This is a genomic window from Acidobacteriota bacterium (genome assembly GCA_016716715.1).
In the GTDB taxonomy this organism is placed as follows: Bacteria; Acidobacteriota; Thermoanaerobaculia; order UBA5066; family UBA5066; genus Fen-183.
Window position 1 is genome coordinate 38492 of sequence record JADJVE010000003.1, and the last position, 16777, is coordinate 55268.

Here is a 16777-nt window from a genome sequence, read left to right on the forward strand (position 1 = left end):
ATTCTAAGAAGTCTTTCTCTCTTTCTCTTTCCAAGAAAATCCTCTTCTTCTCTTTTCCCCTCCTAGAATCCTCCCCGTCTTGAGCACAACGACACTTCGCCTCCCGCGCGGGCTGCGCACGCCCGCCGCCATCCAGCGCTTTCTGGACGATCTCCACTACAACAAGGAGAAGGGCGGCGAGACCGCGCGGTCGCCGCGCCGCGTCCTCGAGACGAGGGAAGCGCACTGCTTCGAGGGCGCGCTCTTCGCCGCGGCGGCCCTGCGGCGCATCGGCCACCCGCCGCTCGTCGCCCAGCTCCACGCCGTGCGCGACGACGACCACGTCCTCGCGCTCTACCGCGTGGGTGGCCTCTGGGGTTCGGTCGCGAAGTCGAACTACTCGGGGCTGCGCTTCCGGTCGCCGGTCTATCGCTCGCTTCGCGAGCTCGCGATGAGCTACTTCGACTGCTACTACAACCTTTACGGCGACAAGGGCCTCCGGGCCGTCCGGCGGCCCGTCGACCTTTCGCGCTTCGACGCGCGCGGGTGGGAGACGGCCGCGGAGGACCTCTGGGACGTGAGCACGCACATCGCGACGCGCCGCGCGACGGCGCTGGTCCCGGGGCCGCCGGCGCGGCGGATCGGCTGGATCGACCTCCGGCTCTTCGACGCGGGTCTCGTCGGCTCGTCGGGCGTTCCGATCCCGCGCGGCGTGCGCGCGCGCCTGCGTCGGCCCTGAATCACGCCCTCGGGGCGCCCGCGATCGCGTTCGCGTAGTACGTGAGGAGCGGCAGCTCCGCGGGGACGGGCCGGAAGAGACCGCCGTCCGCGAGGACGACGTGCCGGAGCATGAGCATCCGGAGGCCGACGGAAACGGCGTAGTCCTGGTCCCCGCGTGGGACGTGGACGTAGGCGCCTCCCGCTTCGAGCGCACGCCAGCGCGCGAGGACCTCGGACTTGAGCTCGAGCTCGCTCCACGCCCGCTCCGGGGCGTCGACGAGGACGCTCGCGACGAGCGAGACGGGCAGGACCGGAATCACGCGCGCGATCCGCGCCATGAGGTCGTGCGCGAGGTCCTCGACGGCTGCGAAGCGCGCCTCGCGCGGAGCGTTCGCGAGGTCGAGGCCCTTCCGTGCGAGCCACTCCCGCGTCGAGAGCGGAGACCCGAAGCTCACGCAGGCGTAGCCGAAGCGGTGCCACTCGTTCGCGATCACGAGGCGCGCGTTGCGCCACACGAAGCGCAGCGTCTCGGAGAGGGTGTCGGCGGGCGAGGCCTTGCCCTGCGCCGGGGAGCGGTCGAGGAGGAGCGTGCGGTCCTCGAGAACGCGGTCGTAGTTGACGCCGACCGGGACGAAGACGAGGTCGCGCGGACCCTTCGGGTCGAAGCCGCGGAGCATGTAGTCGAGGAGGCCGAGTTTCGGAGGGCGCAGCGCGCCGTCCTTCGAGAGGCCGCCCTCGGGGTAGACGGCCTGCGGGACGCCGTTCGCGGTCGCCATCGCGACCCAGCGCTCGAGGACGCGCCGGTAGAGAGGGTCCTTCGAGTCGCGCCGCACGAAGTACGCGCCGGTCGCCCGCAGGAACCCCTGGATCGGCCAGATCCGCGCCCACTCGCCGACGGCGTAGCTCAGGGCCGTCTTCTCGGCCGCGAGGTACGACAGGAGAAAGTAGTCCATGTTGCTCCGGTGGTTCATCACGAAGACCACCGTCGAGCCGTCGGGGATCGCGCGGAGGCCGGCGTCGTCCGCCGTGCCGAGGCGCACGCGGTAGAGGGAGCGCGCGACCGCGCGGGCGATCGCGTATCCCGCGCGGAAGTAGATCCACGCGTTGAAGGCGGGGACGATCTCCCGTGCGTCCCGGTCGACGCGTTTCTGCACTTCGTCGCGGGAGAGGCCCGACTCCTTCGCGAACGCCTCGGCGGCCTCGAGGACCTTCAGGTCGAAGCGGAGCTGGTCCACGAGGACCTCGCGCTTCGTCATCTTGAACGGCGGAAGGCGCACGGGAGGCGCGCGTTCAGCTCGTCGATGACGCGGTTCGCGCGCCGACGCATCACGGCGCGGGCGGCCGGGCGGAGCAGCCGGTCGAGGACTGCCCAGCCCGCGAGGAACGCGAGCAGGATGAACGCCCAGAGCGGAACCCAGACCGGCGTCGTCATCGGATTTCCGCTGAGATTAAGTCACTTCGCGCGAATAGAGGTCTAATCATGGCGATGAGAAGGCTGGTTTCCGCGTTCGTCGCTTCCGTGGTGCTCGCGGGGCTCTGCGCGGCGGCCCCCGCGGCACGCGCTCAGATCCTGCCGGCCGAGCCCGTCGCGGATCAGGCCGTTCTCAAGGACTTCCGGTTCTCCTCCGGCGAGACGCTGCCCGAGCTGAAGGTCCGGTACGTCACGTACGGCCGGCGCCTCGACGACGGCCGCGGAAAGACCGCGAACGCGGTCCTCGTCCTGCACGGGACGGGCGGCTCGTCGACGCAGTTCCTGGGGCCGACGTTCGCCGGCGTGCTGTTCGGCCCGGGCCAGCCGCTCGACGCCACGCGCTACTACATCGTGATCCCCGACGGGATCGGGCACGGCGGCTCCTCGAAGCCGAGCGACGGGCTGAAAGCGAAGTTCCCGCGCTACACGTACGACGACATGGTCCGTGCGCAGTACCGGCTCCTGACCGAGAGCCTCGGCGTGACGCACCTGCGCCTCGTGATCGGCACGTCGATGGGCGGGATGCACACGTGGGTGTGGGGCGAAACCCACCCCGACTTCATGGACGCGCTCCTGCCGCTCGCGAGCCTGCCGGCACCCATCGCGGGGCGCAACCGGATGTGGCGGAAGATGGCGATGGACCTGATCCGCGGCGACCCCGAGTGGAAGGGCGGCGACTACACGGCGCAGCCGCGCGGCCTCCGGGGCGCGTACTCGCTGCTCCTCGTGCTGTCCGGCAGCCCGCTCGGGTGGATGCAGCTCGCGCCCGACCGCGCCGCGGCAGACGCGGCGGTGGACACGTACATGACGGAGCGGCTCGCGAAGACGGACGCGAACGACCTCCTGTGGGCGCTCGACGCGTCGCGCGACTACGATGCATCCCTGTACCTGGAGCGGATCAGGGCACCGCTCTTGGCGATCAACTTCGCGGACGACGCGATCAACCCGCCGGAACTCGGAATCCTCGAAAAGGGCGTCGCGCGCGTGAAGGGCGGCCAGGCCGTCGTCTTCCCGCTGTCCGAGAAGACGCGCGGCCACCAGACGCATACGCTCGCGGACCTCTGGAAGACGTACCTGAACGAGCTGCTCGTCCGGTCGCGGCCGTAAGCGCCGGCGTCAGCGCAGGGCCCGCGCGAGGCGCTCCGCGCCCTCGGCGAAGACGTCGGGCGGCGGGAGGAGGCTCACGACGAGCCACGCCTCGGACGGGAAGTCGTAGAAGTAGCCGGGGTGAACGAGGACGTCGTGCGACTCGAGGAGGTCGAGGACGATCTCTTCCTCGGGCCTCACGGCCGGGACCCGCAGGCACGCGGCCCATCCGGCGGCCACCGGCGCGGGCGTGACGGCCCCGCCCTCCGGGAACGCGGTCCGAAGCGCCCGCTCGTTCTTGAGGACGCGCGCCCAGATCGCCTCCACGGCGCGGCGGCTGCTCTCGAAGAGGCGCGGGAGGGCGAGCTGCACGGGCGTCCCGACGGAGAGGTACGCGTCCGCGACCCATTCGAGGCGCGTGAGCGCGTCCTCGACCTGCGTGGGAGGGCCGTTCGCGAGGATCCAGCCGAGCTTGAGCTGCGGGAGCGCCGCGGACTTCGAGAGGCCGCCGAGGGAGAACACGAGCGCCGCGCCGCGCGCGGCCGCGACCGGCACGTCGTCGGGGCGGTCGGAGTAGCGGTAGTCGACGAACACCTCGTCGGAGATCACGGCGAAGCCCTTCTCCGCCGCCAGCGCAAGGAGAGCGTCGAGCTCGGCGGCTCCGATCGAGCTGCCCGTCGGGTTGTTCGGGTTCACGACGACGACGGCCGCCGTGCGCACACCCGCTGCCGCAAGGCGCTCGACCTCGTGCGCGACGGCCGAGGCGTGCACGCGGAAGCCGTCCTCGGCGGCGAGCGGGTAACGCGCGAGCGTCACGCTCTCGAGGTCCGCGAGCGCATCGAGGAGCGGATACGACGGAGCGGGCACGAGGACGGCCTCACCCGGGTCCGCGAGAACCTTGAAGAGCCAGCCGTAGGCCTCGCTCGTCGAGGCCGTCAGGACGAGCCGCTCGGGCGGAGCGAGGACGCCGTGAACGGCCGCGTACCAGTTGCTCACAGCGAGGCGCGCGCGCCGCAATCCCCGGGGGTCCGGTTCATAGACGAGGCCGCGCGGGTCCGCGAGCGGCGCGAGGAGGCCGGCGTCGCCCTCGACGTCGAGAAAGAGGTCGACGCCGCCGGAGCGAAGGGCCACTGCCGTGGGGTTCGAGACCGTCAGGTCGAGGTGCGGCCTCGTGCGCGCCGCGAGGGCCCGCGTGACGCGGTTCTCCTCGTGGACGGGCGGCAGCCGCTTCGAGAACACGCAGGCCTTCAGCGTCCCGCGACGAGGTCTTCCGGCTTCCACGGCGATGGCGGGCCGCCGAGCCACCGGTGGAACCAGTCGAGGTGGGCCGCGTAGTAGAGCGCCATCTCGAACGCGCTCGGCCAGTGCCCCGCCTTCTCGAAGACGATCAGCCGCGACGGGACGCCGCGGGCCTGCAGGTCCGTGAAGAACTCGAGCGACTGCGTGTAGGGGACGCGGTAGTCCTTCTCGCCCGTGACGACGAGGCACGGCGTCTTGAACGCCGTCACATACTCCGACGGGCTCTGCGAGCGGTAGAGGGCCGCGTTCTCCCACGGGGCGCCCTTGAGGTCCCAGTGGGGGAACCAGACCTCCTCGGTCGAGGAGTACATCGCGCGCAGGTCGTAGACGCCCATCATCGAGGCGAGCGCCTTGAAGCGCGTCGTGTGGCCCTCGAGCCACATCATCGCGTAGCCGCCCCACGACCAGCCCATCGCGCCCATGCGGTCCTTGTCGACGTACGGCAGCTTTTCGAGAGCGTCCGCCACCTTCTCGATGTCCGTCATGACCTTGCCGTTCCAGTCGCCCGAGATCGCGGACGTGTACGCCTGGCCAAACCCGGTCGAGCCGTGCGGGTTCGGGAACGCGACGACGTAGCCCGCGCCGGGGTAGACCTGCCAGTCGCCGCGGTACGCGTCCGCCCACTGCTGCTGCGGCCCGCCGTGGACGTTCAGGATGAGCGGATACTTCTTCCCGGCGTCGAAGCCGTGAGGCTTCACGATCCAGACGTGGACGGGCTTGCCGCCGGCCCCGGGCACGGTGATCTCCTCGGCGGGGCGGACGTCGACCTCGTTCTCGAAGGCCGCGTTGTGCGTCGTGAGTCGCGCGCCGGTCCCGTCCCCTCCGCCCTGCACGGCGAGGCGCCACAGCTCGAGCGGGCTCCCGATCCTGCGGCGCGCTGCCACGGCGAACGAGGCGTCGGGCGCGAGCGTCCACGCGTCGATCGCGCCCACGGACGACACCGCGCGGAGCGCGCCGGTTGCGAGAACGATCTCGTAGAGGGGCGTCCGCCCCTTCACCTCGGCCGTGAAGAAGATCCGGCTGCCGTCTCGCGAGAAGTCGAAGTCGCGAACGTTGTCGTCGAACGTCGCGGTGAGATCGCGCTCGGCGCCGGTCGCGCGGTCGCGGAGGACGATCCGGAACCGGTCGGCCTCGTAGCGCGGGGTGAGCTGTCGCTTGAACGCGAGGAACCTTCCGTCCGGCGAGTAGCGGGGCGAGCCGTCGAAGCCCTTGTTCGCCGCGGTGAGGTTTTTCGGTGCGGAGAGTGCCGCCGCGTCTCCGGCGGCGGGCACGGTCCAGACGTCCGCGTTCGTCGAGTACGCCGCGTCCGCGTCGCGGTTGGACGAGAAGGCCAGTTCCTTCCCGTCCGGCGAGAGGTCGAAGTCCCGCCCGCCGCCGACCGAGAAGACCGGAGAGTCGAAGTCGCCGGGTGTGAGGTCGCGGACGGCCTTGCCAGCGTCCGCCTCGGCGAGGTCGAGAAGGAAGACGTGAGTGCGCTTGCCGTCCTTCCAGTCCGTCCAGTGGCGGTAGAGGAGGGAGTCGGCGAGATGGGCCTTGATCTTGTTCGCGTCGCGCGCGTCCGAAGCTTTCTTGTTGCAGGCCGCGTCGGCGCCGCAGGAAGGCGTCACGTCGGCCGCGAAGATGAGAAAGCGGCCGTCCCTCGAGAAGGCGGGTCCGTCGACTCCGCCGGGGAACCGCGTCTTCTGCTCGGCCTCGCCGCCCGCGAGCGGCAGGAAGAAGACCTGCGGCTCGCCCGTGCGCGTCGAGACGAATGCGAGCGTCTTCCCGTCGGGGGAGAAGAAGGGATGCTCGTCGCGCGCGTCGCCGGCGGTGATCGGACGGGCATTCGAGCCGTCCGCGCCGACGCGCCAGAGCGCGACGGTCTTCTTCTTCGCGGCCCAGTCGTTCGTCGCGACGGAGTAGACGATCGTCTTCCCGTCCGGCGAGATCGCGGGCTCGCCTACGCCCTTCGTCCGGTAGAGGTCCTCGAGCGTGAACGCGCGACCGGTGTCGGCTGCGCGGGCGAGGGGGGAGAGGAGAAAGAGGAGGGCAAGGGCAAGAGGAGCGGACCGTTTCGGCATGCGCCGAGTCTATCGGTCCGCGCCCCGTCCGGCCCGCCTCAGCTCGTCAGGCCGTCGCGCTTCTTGAGGATCTCGTCGAGGAACCAGCGGTTCTTCTGGTGCACCTGGACGAGGCGCGTGTAGAGGTCGGCCGTGCCGATGTCTCCGGCGTCGGTCGCGGTCTCGGCGTCCGCGTGCATCTCCTCGATGACGACGTCGAGCGTCGCGCGGGCCTCGGCCAGCATCTTCTCCATCGAGAGCAGGCCCTTCGAGCCCTTCACGGTCGCCGCGGGCAGGTAGTCGGCCGGATCGCCGATCGGCGCGCCGCCGATCATGATCGCGCGCTCGGCGAGCTCGTCGATCGAGGCGTACGTCTGGGTCGCCTGCTCGTCGAGAAGCAGGTGGATGTCGCGGAACAGCGGCCCGTAGCTGAGCCAGTGATACTTCTTGTAGTTGAGGTACGCGACGAGGGCGTTCGCCTGCTGGCGCTGAAGCGTCGTGACGACGGCGGCGGGGTGGCCCTTCTTCTTGTTTTTCTTGTCTTTCTTGGCCAAGGGGGTGTCCTCCGATCTCTAATTTAGACTAAGTCTAAAGAATGTCAAGTCGCTGGATGCTACATTCCCGCCCCCGACAGGGCAGACAGGAACCCAATGGCCGAACAGTACATCTTCACGATGCAGAACCTGCGGAAGGTGGTTCCGCCCCAGCGCGAGATCCTCCGCGGCATTTACCTCTCGTTCTTCCCGGGCGCCAAGATCGGCATCCTCGGGCTGAACGGCGCCGGCAAGTCGACCGTCCTGCGCATCATGGCGGGCATCGACACGGAGTTCACGGGCGAGGCGTTCCCGGCCGAGGGGACGCGGATCGGCTTCCTGTCGCAGGACCCGCAGCTCGACCCGAAGAAGACCGTTCTCGAGAACGTCGAGGAAGGCGTCGCGACGGTCAAAAAGCTGCTCGCGCGGTTCGACGAGCTGGGCGAGAAGATGGGCGAGAGCCTGCCCGACGCCGAGATGGAAAAGGTCATGGCCGAGTACGGGAAGGTGCAGGACGCAATCGAGGCCGCGAACGGCTGGGACCTGGACCGCACGCTCGAGGCCGCGATGGACGCGCTTCGCTGCCCGCCCCCCGACGCGGACGTCACGAAGATCTCGGGCGGCGAGCGGCGGCGAGTCGCGCTCTGCCGTCTCCTCCTTCAGAAGAACGACATGCTCCTTCTCGACGAGCCCACGAACCATCTCGACGCCGAGTCCGTCGCGTGGCTCGAGCAGTTCCTCAAGGAGTTTCCGGGCACCGTCGTCGCCGTCACGCACGACCGCTACTTCCTCGACAACGTCGCGGGCTGGATCCTCGAGCTGGACCGCGGCGCCGGCATCCCGTGGAAGGGCAACTACTCCTCGTGGCTCGAGCAGAAGGAAGCCCGGCTCGAGATCGAGGAGAAGACCGAGAGCGCCCGCCAGCGGTCGCTCAAGCGCGAGCTCGAGTGGGTGCGCATGGCCCCGCGCGCGCGGCAGGCCAAGAGCAAGGCGCGCCTGCAGGCGTACGAGCAGCTCGTCTCCGAGAGCGGCATCGAGGCGCGCGGCGAGACGAACGAGATCTACATTCCCCCGGGCCCGCGCCTCGGCGACGTCGTCGTGCGGGCCGAGGGCGTGAAGAAGTCCTTCGGCGACAAGCTCCTCTTCGACGACCTGAGCTTCGACCTGCCGAAGGGCGGCATCGTGGGGATCATCGGGCCGAACGGCGCCGGCAAGACGACGCTCTTCAAGATGATCATGGGCCTCGAGAAGCCGGACGGCGGGAAGCTGCAGGTCGGCGAGACCGTCGTCGCGAGCTACGTGGACCAGAATCGCGAGAAGCCCGACGCGAAAAAGACCGTCCACGACGAGCTCTCGGAGGGCAACGACCTCGTGATGCTCGGCAAGCGCGAGATGCCGAGCCGCGCCTTCTGCGCGATGTACAACTTCAAGGGCGCCGACCAGCAGAAGCTCGTCGCGAACCTCTCGGGCGGCGAGATGAACCGCCTGCACCTCGCGCGGACGCTCAAGAGGGGCGGCAACCTCCTCCTCCTCGACGAGCCCACGAACGACCTCGACGTCGACACGCTGCGCGCGCTCGAGGAAGCGCTCCTGTCCTTCGGCGGGTGCGCCGTCGTGATCAGCCACGACCGCTGGTTCCTCGACCGCGTCGCGACGCACATGCTCGCGTTCGAGAGCGACAGCAAGACGGTCTGGTACGAGGGCAACTACCAGGACTACGAGGCCGACCGCCACAAGCGCCTCGGCGCCGAGGCCGACCGCCCGCACCGGATCAAGTACCGCAAGATCGGGGGTTGAACGGGGGCGCGGGGCGCCCCCTCGCCTAGAATCTTCCTGAAGTGGCCGACACAGAGTCTCGTTCGCCGATATCGCGCGTCGACGCGCTCGACGTCCTGCGCGGCGCGATCATCGTCGTGATGGCGCTCGACCACGTGCGGGACTACGTGTCGAGCATCCCGTTCGACCCGGTCGACATGTCGAAGACGTATCCCGCTCTCTTCTTCACGCGCTGGTTCACGCACTTCTGCGCGCCCGGCTTCAGCTTCTTCGCGGGAACCGCCGCGTTCCTGTCGCTTTCGCGCGGCAAGACGCCGGAGAGCCTCGCGCGGTTCCTCGCGTCGCGCGGCCTCTTCCTCATCGCGCTCGAGTTCTTCGTCCTGAGGTTCGTCTGGCTGTTCAATCTCTGGCCGCTCGGCGTTCTCGCGACGCTCTGGTCGCTGGGCGTTGCGATGCTCGTTCTCGCGCTGCTCGTGAAACTGCGCCTTGGCCCGTGGGCGATCGCGGGAATCGGCGCGGTCCTCGTCGCCGGCCACAACGCGTTCGACTTCGTCGACAAGCTCCCGCTCACGGGCCTCGCCGGCGCCGCGTGGAAGGTCGTCCACGCGGGCGGGATGATTCCCTTCGGGACGCCGCCGCCCGGCTTCCCGCTGCCGGGCCTTTTCACTCTCGAGATCGGCTACCCGGCGATTCCGTGGCCGGGCGTCATGGCGCTCGGGTACGGGTTCGGCGCGCTCCTCGCGCGGCCACGGGCGGAGCGCCGGCGCCTCACGTTCGCCCTCGGCTTCGCCGCGACGACGGCGTTCGTGGTCCTCCGCCTCGCGAACGCCTACGGCGATCCGCGAGCCTGGGCCCCGCAGAAAACCGCCGTGATGACGTTCGCGGCGTTCCTGAACTGCGAGAAGTACCCGCCTTCCCTGTGCTTTCTTCTCATGACGCTCGGGCCGCTCCTGATCACGTTCGCGCTCGTCGACCGCCCGCCCGGCGCGGTCGGGCGGTTTCTCTCCGCGTACGGCAAGGTCCCGATGTTCTTCTACGTCGCGCACCTGCCCCTCATTCACGTCCTTGCCGTCGCCGTCGCGGCCGTGCAGGCGGGCGGCGTCTCGGGACCGTTCGTGCGCTGGGCCGCGTTCCAGTCGCCGTCGTTCGTCGTGCCGCCCCCGCCCGGCTACGGGCTCTCCCTGCCCGGCGTGTACGCGCTCTGGATCGCCGTCGTCCTCGCGCTCTACGTCCCGTGCGTCCGCTACGGCGCGTTCAAGGCCCGCTCGCGGGCGGTCTGGACGACCTACCTCTAGGGCGGACGTTCAGCCGGCGTTCGAGACGGGGCGCAGCGTCCGGAAGAAGCCGCGGACGAGCGCGGACGCGACGTGCGCCCGGTAGGCCGCGGTCGACCGCACGTCGTCGATCGGCGCGATGTCGCGCCGCACGGCGGCGTCGAGCTGGTCGTCGGGCACGGCGAGAGGGCCCGGCGAGACGGCGAGGGCGCGCACCGTGGGGAGGGCGGCCGTCACGGGCGCCACGGAGCCCATCCCGAGCCCGACGCGGACGCAGCGGCCGCGCTCGTACTCGCCGACGGCCGCGAGGGCGACCTTCGAGATCGACTGTGCCGCGCGCGTGCCGACCTTGCGCCACACCTGGTGCGCGCCCGTCCTCGGCAGGGTGAACTCGATCCTCGCGATGATCTCGTCGGCGGCGCGCGCCGTGCGCCGGTAACCCGTGAACCACTGCGCGATCGGAATCCGCCTTTCGCCGTGGACGCTCGCGACGACGACGTCCGCGTCGAGCGCCATGAGAGCCGCGCTCCCGTCGGCGGCTGGCGAGGCAGTTGCGAGGTTGCCGCCGAGCGTCCCGCGCGCCTGGATCTGCAGGGCGCCCACGTCGCGCGCCATCGCCGTGAGCATCGGAACGCGGCGCGAAAGGGCCGAATGGTGGCGGATCTCGAAGTAGGTCGCCGCGGCGCCGATCGCGGCGCGCTCGCCCGCGATCTTCACGCCGAGGAGCTCGGGGATGCGCGAGATGTCGAGGACGAGCGGCAGCTCGCCGCCGAGCGAGAGCGGCGCGAGCCGCTGGGACACGACCCAGTCCGTGCCGCCCGCGACGAGGACCGTCTCCTCCCCCTTTCCGGCGCGGCGCGAGAGCGTCGCGCAGGCGTCGGCGAGGGACGCGGGCCGCTCGAAGCCGTGGAGGGGCAGCTCAGCCAGGCTCACGCGACGTCCTCTCCTTCGCGGCGGCTCGCACGGCCTCGACGATGCGCTGGTAGCCGGTGCAGCGGCAGAGGTTGCCCGCGAGCGCCTCGCGGATGTCCGTCTCGCCGGGCTGGGGGATGGCCGCGAGGAGCGCCTCGGCCGAGACGAGGAAGCCGGGCGTGCAGATTCCGCACTGAGCGCCGCCCTCCTTCACGAACGCTTCCTGGAGGGGCGAGAGTTGCGCGGGGTCGCCGAGGCCCTCGACGGTCGTGACGGCGCGGCCCTCGACCTGCCCGAAGAGGACGAGACACGCGTTCACGGGGGCGCCGTCGAGGAGGACGGTGCAGGATCCGCACTCGCCCTCGCCGCAGCCCTCCTTCGTGCCCGTCAGGCCGAGCGCTCCGCGCAGGACGTCGAGGAGCCGCGCGGCGGGCGGCGCGTCGACCGCCGCGGGTTTCCCGTTGAGCACGAAGCGCACGTTCACCGGCGGGTCTCCTTCGAGAGTGCGAAGAGCCTTTCGGGCAGGAGCGGGAGGTCGTCGCAGACGATTCCCGTCGCGTGCTCGACGGCCGCGGCGACCGCGGGCGCGCCGCCGTCCATCGGGATCTCGCCGAGGCCCTTCGCGCCCCCGCCGGGACCTCTCGAGAACGGATCCTCGACGAGGAGCGTCGTGAAACGCGGAGCGTCGAGGATCGTCGGGATCACGTAGTCCGTCAGGCGGGCGTTCACGACGCGGCCCTCGCGCATCACGAGGTTCTCCTGGAGCGCCCAGCCGATCGCCTGCAGGAGGCCACCCTCGATCTGGCCCTTGCAGTTGGTCGGGTGGATCGCCTTGCCGACGTCGTGCGCGCTCCAGAGGCCGAGCACGCTCGTCTCGAACGTGTCGAGGTCCACCTCGACCTCCGCGATCGCGCAGCCCCAGCCGTACACGGGATACGCGTCGCCGCGATACGTGGCGTCGTCCCACGCGAGGCCGGGCGGCGGCTCGTACTCCCGCTCGACGGTGACCGTCCCGTGGGCCGCGAGGAGGCGTCGGGCCGCGTCCTCGAACGAGCCGCCCTTCTGCTGGCGTTCTCCCTCGATCTGGGCGAAGAGCGACCGGGCGGCCGCCTCGAGGACGCCGCCCACGACCATCACGGTGCGCGACGCGACCGTCGGGCCGGAGTCGGGCACGGCCGCCGTCGAGGGCGTCGCGAACTCGACGCGGTCCATCGAGACCCACAGGGCCTCGGCCGCGATCTGCCGGAAGACCGTCTCCGTGCCCTGTCCGATGTCCGTCGAGCCGCCGCGGACGCGGAAGCGAGCCCGGCCCGTCTTCGGGTCCGCGAGGAGGTCGACCGCGATGCGCGCGCGGTGTGCGAGCTCGCCCGAGCCGGTGAAGCCTGCGCCGTGCAGGTAGACGCTCGCGCCGATGCCGCGGGCCTTGCGCGCCGCCACGGCGCCCGGCGGCGGAAGGCGGAACATGCCGGAGGCCGCCGGCGCCGGGGACGCGCGCCTTTCTTCCCATCGGCTCGCCTTCTTCGCTTCCTCGACGCAGCGGGCGACGCCGACGGATTCCTTCAGGAACTGGCCGGTCGGCGTCGTGTCCCCGACGCGCAGGAGGTTCCTCTCGCGCAGGAGAAGCGGGTCGAGGCGCAGCGTGCGCGCGATCCGGTCCATGTGCCGCTCCATGGCCCAGATCGTCTGGGGCGCGCCGAACCCCCGGAAGGCGCCGTTCGGCGGCGTGTTCGTGGCGACCGCCTGCGCTTCGATCGCGACGTGCTCCCACCGGTACGCGCCCGCGGCGTGGAGCGCGCCTCGCGAGAGGACGACGGGCGAGAGCGTCACGTACGCGCCGCCGTCGAAGACGATGCGGATCGAGACGGCGCGCAGCGTCCCGTCGCGGTCGCAGCCCGACGTGATCGAGACGGAGGACGGGTGGCGCTTCGTCGTCGCCTCGATGTCCTCCTTGCGGTCGTAGATCATCTTCACGGGCCGGCCGCTCGCCTTCGCGAGGAGAAGGGCGTGGAGCGCGAGGATCGTCGGGTACTCCTCCTTGCCGCCGAAGCCGCCGCCCGTGACGGCCTGCGTCACGTCGACGCGCTCGTCCGTGAGCCCGAACGTGCGCTTGATCCCCTTGTGGATGTAATACGGGCACTGGCACGAGGACAGGACGTGAGCGCCGCCGCCCTCGTCCCAGAACGCGAGGACGCCCTGCGGCTCGAGGTAGATGTGCTCCTGCCAGGGCGTGGTGTACGTCCCCGAGAGCTGGACGGGGCAGGCCGCGATCGCGGCGGCCGCGTCGCCCTTCGCGATGTGGACGGTCCGAAAGACGTTGTCGGAGCCGTAGATCTGCGCGGTGCGCGAGAGGGCGTCCGCCACGGTGAGGACCGGAGGAAGCGGCTCGATGTCGGCCCGGAGGTGCTGAAGCGCGCGCTGGACCCTCAGCGCGTCCTCGCCCGCGACGAGGGCCAGCGGCTCGCCCGCGTGGCGGACGTCGTCCGATGCGAGGACGGGCTGGTCCTCTTCGATGAGCGCGACGACGTTCGCCGGGACGTTCTCGGCCGTGACGACCGTGAGCCCGGTCCAGTCGAAGGAGGGATCCCTCACGATGCCGCGCAGGCGGCCGCGCGCGACCGTCGAGCGCAGGGTGGCGCCCACGAGCGTGCCGGGGCGCGTGACGTCGTCGACGTAGCGCGCCCGCCCCGTGACCTTCGCGGGTCCGTCCGGGCGGGGGACGCTGCGGCCGACGAGCGCCATCAGTCTCCGACGACGTCCTTCAGCGCGGGGAGGACGTCCGGGAAGCGGAACGTGAACCCGAGGTCGAGAGCCTTCTTCGGCACGACGCGCTGGCCGTCGAGGACGACCGTGGCCATCTCGCCGAGCGCGAGCCGGATCACGGCGGCCGGGGCCTTTGCGAAGCTGGGGCGGTGGAGCGCGCGGCCGAGCGCGGTCGCGAAGTCGCGCATCGTGGCGGGGTTCGGCGCCGTCGCGTTGACGGGCCCGGCGACGGCGGGATTCTCGGCGGCCCAGACGTACATCTCGACGAGATCGGCCTCGTGGATCCACGACATCCACTGCTTGCCGCTGCCGAGCGGGCCGCCCGCGAACGCCTTGAACGGAGGAAGCATCTTCGCGAGGGCGCCGCCGTCCGCGCCGAGGACGACGCCTGTCCGCAGCATCGCGACCCTCGTGCCGAGCGGCTCGAAAGCGCGCGCGGCCGCCTCCCACTCGACGCACAGCCGCGCGAGGAAGTCCTCGCCGGGGGGCGCGCTCTCGTCGAGAATCTCGTCGCCGCGCGGGCCGTAGAAGCCGACCGCCGACGCGTTCACGAGGACGCCGGGCTTCTGCGCGGCCTTTTCGGCGGCCGCCTTCAGGCGCGCGGCGGCGTTCAGGCGGCTCTGCGCGATGCGCTCCTTCGCGGAGGCCGTCCAGCGCTGGGCGATGGTCTCGCCGGCGAGGTTCACGACGGCGCCGGCGCCGTCCACGAACCCTTCCCACGCGGCGCCCTCGGCCCACGAGACGACGCGCACCTTCGGGTGCACGTGGTCGCGCGATCGCGACGCGTCGCGTGTGAGGGCGATCACGTCGTGACCCCTCGCGACGAGCCGCTCGCACAGCTTCGGCCCGATGAAGCCGGTTCCGCCGGTGACGATGACGCGCATCCGCTCTCCTTGTCCCCCGATCGTACCGAAATCGGACGGGCCGCGAGCGCCGTATCCTTCCGGGGATGAGAGTCGTCCGCCACGCCGCCGCCGCCGGATTCGCCCTTGCGCTGGCCAGAGGGCCCGCGGGCGCGTCCGACGTGGATCCGGTCGAGCTGATCCGGCGGGTCGTGAAGAGCCAGCGGCGGGTCGAGGCCGCCTTCGAGGGCTCGACATTCGACCAGCGCGAGGTCCAGATCACGTGGGGCGCGAAGGGCCGCCCCGAAAAGGTCGAATCGCGCCTCTTCTACGTCTTTGCCGGCGAGAACGGCGCGGAAAGCTCGCGGGAGCTCGTCGAAGTCGACGACCGCCCGGCGACGGAAGACGAAAAGAGAAAGGCGGCCGAGCGTGACGAAAAGGGCAGGAGGCGCCGCGTCGAGGAGAAGGCCGAGGCGGCGGCGAAGGCCCCGCCGCGCGTCGCCGGCGACGAGGACGACCCGCTCGTCGGCTCGCGCCGCCTTTCGGAGCTCATCGGCCGATATACGATCCGGCTCGTGGGCGAAGAGGTCATCGAAGGGCGGCCCGCCTACGTTCTCGACTTCTCTCCGAGCCCCACCGCCCCGGCTCCGAAGGGGCTTGGCGACCGCGCGCTGAACGCCCTCGAGGGCCGCGCCGTGATCGACGCGTCCACGTTCCAGGTCCGGTCCGTCGAGGCGCGCCTGACCCGCTCCGTGAAGGTCGCGGGAGGCCTCGCCGCGAACGTGAAGGACGCGGACATTTTCTACACGGGCCAGCCCGCCGGGGGCGGCCTCTGGTTCCCGTGCGCCGTGGACTTCCGCGTGACCGGGAAGACCGCGCTCTTCTTCCGTCTCGACACGTCGTTCCGGGCGACGTTCACGAACCTGAGACGTTTCAACGTCGAAACCGAAACGGACGTCCGCCCGGAGGCGGACGCCGGGAGCAAACCATGACCCCTTCCCGCCGCCGCACCGTTCTCCTCGCCGCCGGCGCGTTCGTCGCCGTCGCCATGGGCTACGCCTACTGGTGGTCGCTCACGCCGGCCACGCACCCCGACCACGACCACGGGATCCTGAACCTCGACGCCGGCGGACGCCTCGTCGTCGAGATGCGCGACGGGAAGAGCCGCAACCTCGTCGGCAAGCCCGGCCATGCGCTCGTCCTGCACTTCTTCTCGACGGCGGCGCCCGGCGCCTCCGACGAGCTCGCGGGAATCTTCCTCCAGCAGGAAGCGCTGAAGAACGACAAGGACGTCGAGTTCGTCCTCATCGCGCACGCCCAGAACTTTTCCGAACTGGATGCGTGGCTGGAGGAGAAAAACCTCGTGCCGCCGTTCCCCGGGACGCTCGTCCTCGATCCCTCGGGCGACACGACGACGAAGCTCAACTCGAAGCGCCCGAACGAGACGATGTTCTTCGCGGCCGACGGCAAGCTCGCGTCTCAGGCGCGCGGCTCGCTCAGCTGGCCCGACGGCGCCGCCCCGCACCTCGCGAAGGCGCGGAGCGGCGAGTCGATCGAGTAGCCGTTCGTTCCGGGCCGTTACTTCTTGGCCGGCGCCGGGTCGTCCGACGCGTGGTCGGCGACGTACTTCCAGGAGCCGTCCTTCTGCTGGGCGGCGACGGCGCACCACGTCCCGGTCTCCGTCGTCGGCGCGCCGCCGGCCTTCGGCACGGTCACGACCTTGAAGGCGCCCCAGCCCGCCGAGACGTGGCCGGACGACCGGTAGTGGGTGTCCATCACGGCGGCTTCGGTCACCTTGACCTCTTTGAGCCAGCCGGCGTAGGCGTCCGCGATCGCCTTCTTGCCCTTGATCGCACCCATGCCCGGAAGCACGAGGACCGCGTCGTCGGCGTAGAGCGCGGCGCACGCGGCCGCGTCGTTGGCGAGCATGGCCTTCGCCCACGCGCTGTCCACGGTCATCAGCCCGTGCTTGGGCGCCGCGTCCGCCGCGAGGGCGGCACCGGCCGTGAAAGCGACACACACGAGGACACACGCCACGAAGGTCTTCTTCATGGAATTCTCCTCTTTTCCCTCCGTTTGGTGCGGA

16 protein-coding genes are annotated in these 16777 nt (G+C 70.7%); 6 read left to right on the forward strand and 10 right to left on the reverse strand.

Translation table 11 applies throughout. The annotated features are described in order from the left end of the window. Positions 1-67 precede the first annotated feature (67 nt). Positions 68-718, forward strand: a complete 651-nt coding sequence (locus IPL89_05020; protein ID MBK9062540.1) for a hypothetical protein — start codon at positions 68-70, stop codon at positions 716-718. A 1-nt stretch (position 719) separates the two neighbouring features. On the opposite strand, the gene IPL89_05025 is transcribed toward IPL89_05020, so the two are convergent. Further along, positions 720-1976, reverse strand: coding sequence for a 1-acyl-sn-glycerol-3-phosphate acyltransferase (locus IPL89_05025; protein ID MBK9062541.1), 1257 nt, complete (start codon positions 1974-1976; stop codon positions 720-722). Continuing rightward, the gene (locus tag IPL89_05030; protein ID MBK9062542.1) at positions 1952-2131 is read right to left on the reverse strand and encodes a hypothetical protein; all 180 of its coding nucleotides are present in this window, start codon (positions 2129-2131) and stop codon (positions 1952-1954) included. The genes IPL89_05025 and IPL89_05030 overlap by 25 nt, the downstream gene beginning before the upstream one ends. A 54-nt stretch (positions 2132-2185) precedes the next feature. On the opposite strand from IPL89_05030, the gene IPL89_05035 reads away from it, so the two are divergent. Further along, the gene (locus tag IPL89_05035) at positions 2186-3277 is read left to right on the forward strand and encodes an alpha/beta fold hydrolase (GenBank protein MBK9062543.1); all 1092 of its coding nucleotides are present in this window, start codon (positions 2186-2188) and stop codon (positions 3275-3277) included. A 9-nt stretch (positions 3278-3286) separates the two neighbouring features. Here IPL89_05035 and IPL89_05040 read toward each other — a convergent pair whose 3' ends face one another. Genes IPL89_05040 through IPL89_05050 form a run of 3 tightly spaced genes read right to left on the reverse strand, consistent with a single transcriptional unit; the run spans position 3287 to position 7148 of the window. Then, positions 3287-4495 (reverse strand): pyridoxal phosphate-dependent aminotransferase, encoded by a 1209-nt coding sequence (locus IPL89_05040; GenBank protein ID MBK9062544.1) that lies wholly within the window; start codon positions 4493-4495, stop codon positions 3287-3289. An 8-nt stretch (positions 4496-4503) separates the two neighbouring features. Continuing rightward, a complete protein-coding gene (locus IPL89_05045) occupies positions 4504-6615 on the reverse strand; it encodes a S9 family peptidase (GenBank protein MBK9062545.1) in 2112 nt (703 codons plus the stop codon). 38 nt (positions 6616-6653) lie between these two features. Continuing rightward, a complete protein-coding gene (locus IPL89_05050; protein ID MBK9062546.1) occupies positions 6654-7148 on the reverse strand; it encodes a DNA starvation/stationary phase protection protein in 495 nt (164 codons plus the stop codon). Between the two features lie 96 nt (positions 7149-7244). Here IPL89_05050 and ettA point away from each other — a divergent pair, with 96 nt between their 5' ends. Next, entirely contained in the window at positions 7245-8924 is a 1680-nt protein-coding gene (gene ettA / locus IPL89_05055) for an energy-dependent translational throttle protein EttA (protein ID MBK9062547.1), read from the forward strand. 41 nt (positions 8925-8965) lie between these two features. Continuing rightward, positions 8966-10198, forward strand: coding sequence for a DUF1624 domain-containing protein (locus IPL89_05060; protein MBK9062548.1), 1233 nt, complete (start codon positions 8966-8968; stop codon positions 10196-10198). Positions 10199-10207: 9 nt separating this feature from the next. Here the strand turns inward: IPL89_05060 and IPL89_05065 are convergent, their stop codons facing one another. Genes IPL89_05065 through IPL89_05080 form a run of 4 tightly spaced genes read right to left on the reverse strand, consistent with a single transcriptional unit; the run spans position 10208 to position 14733 of the window. Next, the gene (locus IPL89_05065; protein ID MBK9062549.1) at positions 10208-11110 is read right to left on the reverse strand and encodes an FAD binding domain-containing protein; all 903 of its coding nucleotides are present in this window, start codon (positions 11108-11110) and stop codon (positions 10208-10210) included. Then, positions 11097-11573 (reverse strand): (2Fe-2S)-binding protein, encoded by a 477-nt coding sequence (locus IPL89_05070; protein ID MBK9062550.1) that lies wholly within the window; start codon positions 11571-11573, stop codon positions 11097-11099. The genes IPL89_05065 and IPL89_05070 overlap by 14 nt, the downstream gene beginning before the upstream one ends. Further along, positions 11570-13828: a xanthine dehydrogenase family protein gene (locus IPL89_05075; protein MBK9062551.1), complete on the reverse strand. Its 2259-nt coding sequence runs from the start codon at positions 13826-13828 to the stop codon at positions 11570-11572. Before IPL89_05075 ends, IPL89_05070 begins: the two co-directional genes overlap by 4 nt. Next, entirely contained in the window at positions 13828-14733 is a 906-nt protein-coding gene (locus IPL89_05080) for a TIGR01777 family protein (GenBank protein MBK9062552.1), read from the reverse strand. The genes IPL89_05075 and IPL89_05080 overlap by 1 nt, the downstream gene beginning before the upstream one ends. A gap of 65 nt (positions 14734-14798) precedes the next feature. Between IPL89_05080 and IPL89_05085 the strand changes: the two genes are divergently transcribed. Next, positions 14799-15683: a hypothetical protein gene (locus tag IPL89_05085; GenBank protein MBK9062553.1), complete on the forward strand. Its 885-nt coding sequence runs from the start codon at positions 14799-14801 to the stop codon at positions 15681-15683. Then, on the forward strand, positions 15680-16252 hold the full coding sequence (locus IPL89_05090; GenBank protein MBK9062554.1) for a hypothetical protein: 573 nt from the start codon (positions 15680-15682) through the stop codon (positions 16250-16252). Before IPL89_05085 ends, IPL89_05090 begins: the two co-directional genes overlap by 4 nt. Positions 16253-16269: 17 nt before the next feature. On the opposite strand, the gene IPL89_05095 is transcribed toward IPL89_05090, so the two are convergent. Next, positions 16270-16743, reverse strand: a complete 474-nt coding sequence (locus tag IPL89_05095; GenBank protein MBK9062555.1) for an SgcJ/EcaC family oxidoreductase — start codon at positions 16741-16743, stop codon at positions 16270-16272. Between the last annotated feature and the right edge of the window lie 34 nt (positions 16744-16777).